We start from the raw sequence: 1,423 nt of genomic DNA, 5'->3' as shown, positions 1-1,423 counted from the left end.
GATGGGTGTTTTATGAAAATAGACAATCAGCGTTTCATTCCTTTTTTATATAAATTAATAGGTGCCTTGCTCGTATTCATCATAATGTTTGGTTATTCAATGATTTTTGGCGCTGCTGATATATCGATAAAAGATGTGTGGCTAGCACTTTCATCAAGCAGTGTAAACGAACAGATTTCGATCATCCGAGATATTCGTTTACCTCGTGAAATCGCCGCTGTTTTTGTTGGCGCTGCTTTATCAGTATCAGGGGCGATTATGCAAGGTATGACAAGAAATCCTCTTGCAGATCCAGGACTTTTAGGCTTAACTTCTGGCGCAAATGCAGCTTTAGCTGTAACCATTGCCTTTATCCCTTCTGTAAATTATTTAGGTATTATGATTGCTTGCTTTATCGGAGCTGCAGTTGGCGCAATTTTGGTATTTGGAATTGCTGCTATAAAAAGAGGCGGTTTTTCTCCGCTTCGAATTGTACTAGCCGGGGCTGCCGTTTCAGCGTTTCTTTATGCGATCGGAGAAGGCGTCGGTATTTATTTTAAAATTTCAAAAGATGTATCGATGTGGACTGCTGGCGGAATGGTAGGCACTTCTTGGGAACAGCTTCAAATCATTGTTCCTTTTATTGTGGGAGGTATATTCATTGCCCTTTTGCTTTCTCGGCAGCTTACTATTTTAAGCTTAAACGAAGAAGTCGCTGTGGGGGTAGGTCAGCAAACAACAAAGGTCAAAACCATTTTATTTGTTGTCATGATTCTTCTTGCAGGTGCTTCTGTTGCGCTAGTCGGAAACATGGTGTTTATCGGCTTGATGATTCCTCATATTGTACGAGGAATTGTAGGAACCGACTATCGTTATATTATCCCTATGTCCGCTGTCACTGGCGCAGCGTTTATGCTGCTCGCTGATACGTTGGGCCGAACCGTAAGTGCGCCTTATGAAACACCGATAGCAGCAGTTGTATCCATGATTGGTTTACCTTTCTTTTTAGTCATTGTTCGTAAAGGAGGAAGAGCATTCTCATGATCCACCCAGCGCTTATTAGAAAACAACGAATAATTATGATGCTGCTCACTGTTTTGATTCTTGGAACGATTGTAATAGGGATGGGGCTTGGGGATGCCTCCCTTCCTTATAATAAAGTATTTCCTACTCTGTTTGGCAAAGGGAATTTTGCAGATGAGTTTGTTCTTTTTTCAATTCGACTTCCGCGAATTATCATTACTCTTTTAGCAGGAATGGCTCTAGCTTTATCAGGCGCTATCTTACAAGGGGTTACGCGCAATGACTTAGCGGAACCTGGAATTATAGGAATTAATTCAGGAGCAGGCGTCGCAATTGCCGTATTCTTTTTATTTTTTCCAATTGAAGCTGGCTCTTTCGTGTATGCTCTTCCGTTAGTAGGGTTCATCGGTGCCTTGTTTAC

At 41.6% G+C, this 1,423-nt stretch carries 2 protein-coding genes; both read left to right on the top strand.

Annotation, left to right across the window (positions count from 1 at the left end; all coding sequences use genetic code 11):
• The first annotated feature begins 12 nt into the window (after window positions 1-12).
• Window positions 13-1,023, top strand: coding sequence for a FecCD family ABC transporter permease (locus AC1DRF_RS27750; RefSeq protein ID WP_477742277.1), 1,011 nt, complete (start codon window positions 13-15; stop codon window positions 1,021-1,023).
• A partial coding sequence (locus tag AC1DRF_RS27745; protein ID WP_477742276.1) for an iron chelate uptake ABC transporter family permease subunit occupies window positions 1,020-1,423 on the top strand: 404 nt, incomplete at its 3' end. The genes AC1DRF_RS27750 and AC1DRF_RS27745, both read left to right, overlap by 4 nt.

The sequence above is a fragment of the Priestia sp. P5_B4 genome (assembly GCF_056400385.1).
This window is presented reverse-complemented; position numbering and strand designations above follow the sequence as displayed.

What these genes read in the sequence shown, in the direction of transcription:
- AC1DRF_RS27750 (WP_477742277.1), top strand. Translation starts at nt 13, where the DNA reads ATGAAAATAGACAATCAGCGTTTCATTCCTTTTTTATATAAATTAATA.